This is a genomic window from Dyadobacter sp. (assembly GCF_051859145.1).
Classification (GTDB): Bacteria; Bacteroidota; Bacteroidia; order Cytophagales; family Spirosomataceae; genus Dyadobacter.
The window spans coordinates 1-4,769 of the sequence record NZ_JBHYGF010000021.1 but is presented as its reverse complement, the minus strand read 5'-3'; the positions used below and the strand labels follow the sequence as shown (position 1 = coordinate 4,769).

Below are 4,769 nucleotides of genomic sequence, written 5' to 3'. Positions count from 1 at the left end.
AATCGTCGCGAGCAGCTTATCGTTTTCCCAGGGTTTCAGTACAAAATCAATTGCGCCGGACTTGATCGCGCGGATCGCCATTTCAATGTCGCCGTAAGCTGTGATCATAATTACCTTCGCCGCGGGGTTGATGTCCAGTATCCTGTCGAGCCAGTGAAATCCTTCGCGGCCACTGTTCACGTCGCGCGTAAAGTTCATATCGAGCAGGATGAGGTTGTAGTCCCCGTTGGTAACCAGGAATGGTAGTTTCTGCGGATTTTTTTCGATGTCAACTGCTTTTGCGTGGCGCTTTAACAAAAGTTTGGCCGCACTGAGTACGTCCACATCATCGTCAATGATCAGGATTTTAGCTTCGGAGAGTTGCATGGCTTCTGGAATTGCCGTTGACTCAAGTCAACGGTTATGGATGGTTTGCGGCTGCTAAAAGCAGCTTATTTTTAATGTTGGTAAGTTAGCTGATACAATTTAGAATTCTATTTCTTGGGCTCTAAAAACGTGTTATTTTGAGCTTTTTCGTCAAAAAACCGGCTTGTCCGTAGCCGAACAAGAATGTCCGATAACGAACATTGTAAGTACTTCAGCAATATGTAAGTAGATTGAAATTGAGCTTGTTATCATTGTTTCTCTTCTTTGGCACAGCGATTGGATAATCTAGGGAAAACTATCACGGCGAATTTTCAATAACACATATAATGGAAGTCAGGACACCTAACTCAACAAGCACGAGCAACAACGGTTTTTCCGGAGGATCATCAATGGACAAAATTAAACCAAAGAAATTCTGGACTACCCAGCGCATCGGTATCATTGCCGGTAGCACATTGCTGGTTGCTTTTCTGGTATACCAGTTTTTCTTCGCTGACAAGCGGAGCAAGCTGAATGTAGAACAGGATAAGCTTACCGTATCTACTGTAAAAACCGGCCGTTTCGATGAATTCATCGTTGTTACCGGGGTTGTTCAGCCGCTCAAAACCATTCAGCTCGATGCGATTGTGGGCGGTTATGTCACCGAGAAATTAATTGAAGGCGGTAACATGGTAAAACAGGGGGATATCCTTTTAAGATTGGAAAACCAGAACCTGAAACTAAGCTTCCTGCAATCAGAAACAGAAGCAAGCCGACTGGTGAACGATCTTCAAAATACGCGTCAGAGCTTGAAAATCGCGCGGTTTAATCTTCAAAAGACATTAAGTGACCTGGATTTTCAACTGGATCAGGCCAAAGATGCCCACGACCGGAATGTGAAATTATACAAGGATAAGGTAATCCCGGAGGCAGATTTCCTTAAAACCAAAAGGGATTATGAAAAGCTGGTACGTCAGCGCGAGATTGAAATAGAATCGCAGAAATACCAGGAGGAAAATGCCCGGATGACTATTAACCAGCTGGAAGGTACCCTCGCAAATACACAGAAAAACGTAAGCCTGTGGCGGCAGACTTTGGATAACCTGGTAGTGAAAGCACCGGTTTCAGGCTTACTTTCCTCCATGAATGTGGAAGTGGGTTCCAACATCAACCAGGGCCAGAATATCGGTCAGATTGATGATTTGAATGGATTTAAAATGCGGGTCAGTGTGGATGAGCATTACATTTCACGGATCTTCGCAGGGTTGCAGGGTTCCATGGAGTTCAATGGGAAGGATTATGGTTTGAAGATCATCAAAATCTATCCCGAGGTACTCAGCGGCCGCTTTGAAGTTGATATGCAGTTTGATAAAGGAGCGCCGGAGCTGATCAAGAGAGGCCAGTCAGCACCGATCCGTCTGCAACTGGGCCAGCCTTCACAAGCGACCTTGCTGCCGGTAGGCGGGTTCTTCTCGGAAACAGGCGGTAATTGGGTATATGTAGTTGGCGAAGACGGAAAACGCGCCGCCAAACGCAGCATCACCCTCGGCCGCAAAAACCCTGAATACTTCGAAGTACTCGAAGGCCTGAAACCAGGCGAAAAAGTAATCACAAGTTCGTATGAGAACTTCGGGGATAATGAGGTGTTGGAATTTTAGAAAGGGAGGAAGGGGAGGATGGAGGAAAGGGAGGAAGAAGGAGGAACGTTGAGTTGTTTTAGAAGTTTGACTCTCTGGTTTTGATTAGATTTTGAAGCATTGCGGAAATGATTTGAGTCTTGTTAATCAGTTCTGTTCCTTTCTCTTCTGTAATCATGTTAATACCGGCAGCAATATAGATTTGAGTCCTTAATTCGCCTGATGAGCCTTTTGCAATTCTTAGAAACCGTATAAACTCTTTATTAGAATGACGTTCAAACCCTTCGGCTATATTAGATGCAATGGAAACCGCGGATCGACACATCTGGTCCTTCAAGGCATAGTCCCTGCAATCTGCGAGTGTTTGGTACACGAGGATGGATAGGGAAAGTCCCGACTGCCAGACTTTTAGATCTTCAAATTTTTCAACCTTTGACATACAAATAATGGATTGGTACAAGGAGCAAGGTAGTATTAAATTTCCTCCCTTTCCTCCCTCCTCCCTTTCCTCCTAATCTTAAAAAAGATGATCAAAATCACCAACCTGCACAAGGTCTTCTCTACAGAGGAAGTTGAAACTACTGCGCTTAATGGCATTGACATGGATGTGAAAGATGGCGAGTTTGTCGCTATTATGGGTCCGTCCGGATGTGGGAAATCCACTTTGCTGAACATCCTGGGTTTGCTTGACAATCCGAGCGAAGGCTCTTACGAGTTTTACGGCACGGAGGTAGCAAAAATGTCAGAACGCCAGCGCGCGCAGATCCGCAAGGGGAATATCGGTTTCGTGTTCCAGAGCTTCAACCTGATCGACGAGCTGACTGTTTATGAAAACGTGGAACTTCCATTGCTGTACCTCAAAACACCTCCTGCCGAGCGCAAGGAGAAAGTAGAAGCTGCATTGACCCGCATGAACATGATGCACCGCCGGAACCATTTCCCGCAGCAGCTTTCAGGTGGTCAGCAGCAGCGTACTGCCATTGCCCGCGCCGTGGTAGCAACACCCAAGACGATACTTGCCGATGAGCCGACAGGTAACCTCGACTCCAAAAACGGGGAAGAAGTAATGAACCTGCTCAGCCAACTAAATGCATCGGGAACCACGATATTAATGGTAACGCACTCGCCTTACGACGCAGGTTTCGCCCACCGGATCGTGAATCTGTTCGACGGCAAGATCGTGACGGAAAAGGTGCATATCTGATTTAGCTGTCGGCTGTCAGCTTTCGGCAGTCGGCTTTCTTTTGCTGGGACTGATTAGAAGTTGCCAAGAACCCTTTTCGTTCGCCGACCGCCGACCGCCGACCGCCGACCGCCGACCGCCACATTTAGCCAAATCTAACCATGGAAAAAATCCTGACCATTTTGCTGGCTTGTTCCAGCACATTTGCTCTGGCGCAGCAAAAACGCCATTTGAGCAGAAGTATTGACGACGACGGTAAAACCATGTCAATCCGGGTTACCGGTACGATTGATGGTCGGGAAATTAACTTCTCCCATTCTTATGATGTGGCTGAGTTGAGCCGCCACGAAAGAGTAGAGTTGCGTGATGAAGTATTGGAATCTATAACAAGCGGTGAACTGGATGTTCCCGAATCTCCACAGCCTCCATTAGTTCCCGTAGCTGCACCCGCGCCGCCTGTCCCGCCTACACCGGAAGAACCGGTTGTTTATTCATCAATTCAACCAACACCTGAATTCTCCCGCGATCCGCACAGGAAAGCTTTTGACGGACTGGAATCAACCGGATACCGGAAGCATGTCAAGTATAATCCGCAAACCGGCGAGCTGTTTCTGCAATACCATTTCAAGAAAAATGAAGAAGAGTTTGTCTTTGAGAAAACCGTGAATGCGGAAGATAAGACGGAGTCGGAACGCCAGCGTATTATCGACAGCTTCGAACGGGAAATTGAGTTGCCTGGCAAGGGAATGGACATGTAAACCGCCAAGACTATGCTTCAAAATTACCTCAAAATTGCCTGGCGGAATCTCCAAAAGCACAAGTTCTATTCCTTTCTGAACATTTTCGGGCTCTCGCTCGGTTTGGCCAGTTGCCTGCTGATCACATTGTACGTGATCGATGAACTAAGCTATGATCAATCTTTTAATGACGCTGACCGGATTTACAGGGTAAATTCGGACATCCGCTTTGGTGGCGCAGATATGGCGCTGGCTGTTGCGCCGGATCCGCTTGCATTTACATTACTTAAAGATTATCCGCAGGTCGAATCTGCTGCAAGGTTGCGCGACGATGGGAGCTACCTGGTACGCAGAAAAGGATCTGCCGAAAATTTGAGAGAGGATGTCGTTTGTTATGCGGACTCCACTTTTTTTGACGTGTTCTCAGTTCCATTGGTCGAAGGAGAGTCGAAGCGCGTCCTGCGCGAACCTTTAACGATGGTGATTTCCCAGCGCATTGCCAGGAAGTACTTCGGCACCGAAAATCCGGTAGGGCAGATTTTAACTTTGGACAATAACCTTACCTACACCGTAACAGGTGTAATGGAGAATATTCCGGAACATTCGCATTTGTCGTCGCTGAATATGCTCTTGTCGATGAGCGGGTACCCGGGCAGCCGTGAAAACAACTGGGGAAGCCACAACTTTCAAACCTACATGAAATTGCGGGAAGGTGTGGCAGCTGCGCAGTTTGAAAAGAATTTTGACACCATTCTTGAAAAGTATACCAGCTCCTGGGTGAAGCAGATCATGGGCGCCACGCTGGATGAAATGCGGAAATCGGGGAGTTTTATCAAATACTCGCTTATACCGCTGACGGACATTCAC

General features: G+C 47.1%; 6 protein-coding genes. 4 read left to right on the top strand and 2 right to left on the bottom strand.

The genetic code is table 11. The annotated features are described in order from the left end of the window. A partial coding sequence (locus ACTIE6_RS01975; protein ID WP_439555029.1) for a response regulator occupies positions 1-366 on the bottom strand: 366 nt, incomplete at its 3' end. A gap of 389 nt (positions 367-755) precedes the next feature. Here ACTIE6_RS01975 and ACTIE6_RS01970 point away from each other — a divergent pair. Further along, positions 756-2,003, top strand: a complete 1,248-nt coding sequence (locus tag ACTIE6_RS01970) for an efflux RND transporter periplasmic adaptor subunit (RefSeq protein WP_439555037.1) — start codon at positions 756-758, stop codon at positions 2,001-2,003. A 58-nt stretch (positions 2,004-2,061) separates the two neighbouring features. Here ACTIE6_RS01970 and ACTIE6_RS01965 read toward each other — a convergent pair whose 3' ends face one another. Next, complete coding sequence (locus ACTIE6_RS01965; RefSeq protein ID WP_439555028.1) at positions 2,062-2,421, bottom strand: four helix bundle protein; 360 nt, start codon at positions 2,419-2,421, stop codon at positions 2,062-2,064. Between the two features lie 87 nt (positions 2,422-2,508). Here ACTIE6_RS01965 and ACTIE6_RS01960 point away from each other — a divergent pair, with 87 nt between their 5' ends. The 3 genes from ACTIE6_RS01960 to ACTIE6_RS01950 all read left to right on the top strand — a co-directional run. Then, positions 2,509-3,186 carry an ABC transporter ATP-binding protein gene (locus tag ACTIE6_RS01960; RefSeq protein ID WP_439555027.1) on the top strand — a complete coding sequence of 226 codons (678 nt, stop codon included), beginning with the start codon at positions 2,509-2,511 and terminating at the stop codon, positions 3,184-3,186. A gap of 140 nt (positions 3,187-3,326) precedes the next feature. Next, entirely contained in the window at positions 3,327-3,923 is a 597-nt protein-coding gene (locus ACTIE6_RS01955; RefSeq protein ID WP_439555026.1) for a hypothetical protein, read from the top strand. Positions 3,924-3,935: 12 nt separating this feature from the next. Next, positions 3,936-4,769, top strand: an 834-nt coding sequence (locus ACTIE6_RS01950; RefSeq protein ID WP_439555025.1) for an ABC transporter permease, incomplete at its 3' end; no start/stop codon positions are given.

Coding starts and splice junctions, on each gene's coding strand:
- ACTIE6_RS01970 (WP_439555037.1), top strand. CDS start 756: ATGGACAAAATTAAACCAAAGAAATTCTGGACTACCCAGCGCATCGGT.
- ACTIE6_RS01960 (WP_439555027.1), top strand. CDS start 2,509: ATGATCAAAATCACCAACCTGCACAAGGTCTTCTCTACAGAGGAAGTT.
- ACTIE6_RS01955 (WP_439555026.1), top strand. CDS start 3,327: ATGGAAAAAATCCTGACCATTTTGCTGGCTTGTTCCAGCACATTTGCT.
- ACTIE6_RS01965 (WP_439555028.1), bottom strand. CDS start 2,421: ATGTCAAAGGTTGAAAAATTTGAAGATCTAAAAGTCTGGCAGTCGGGA.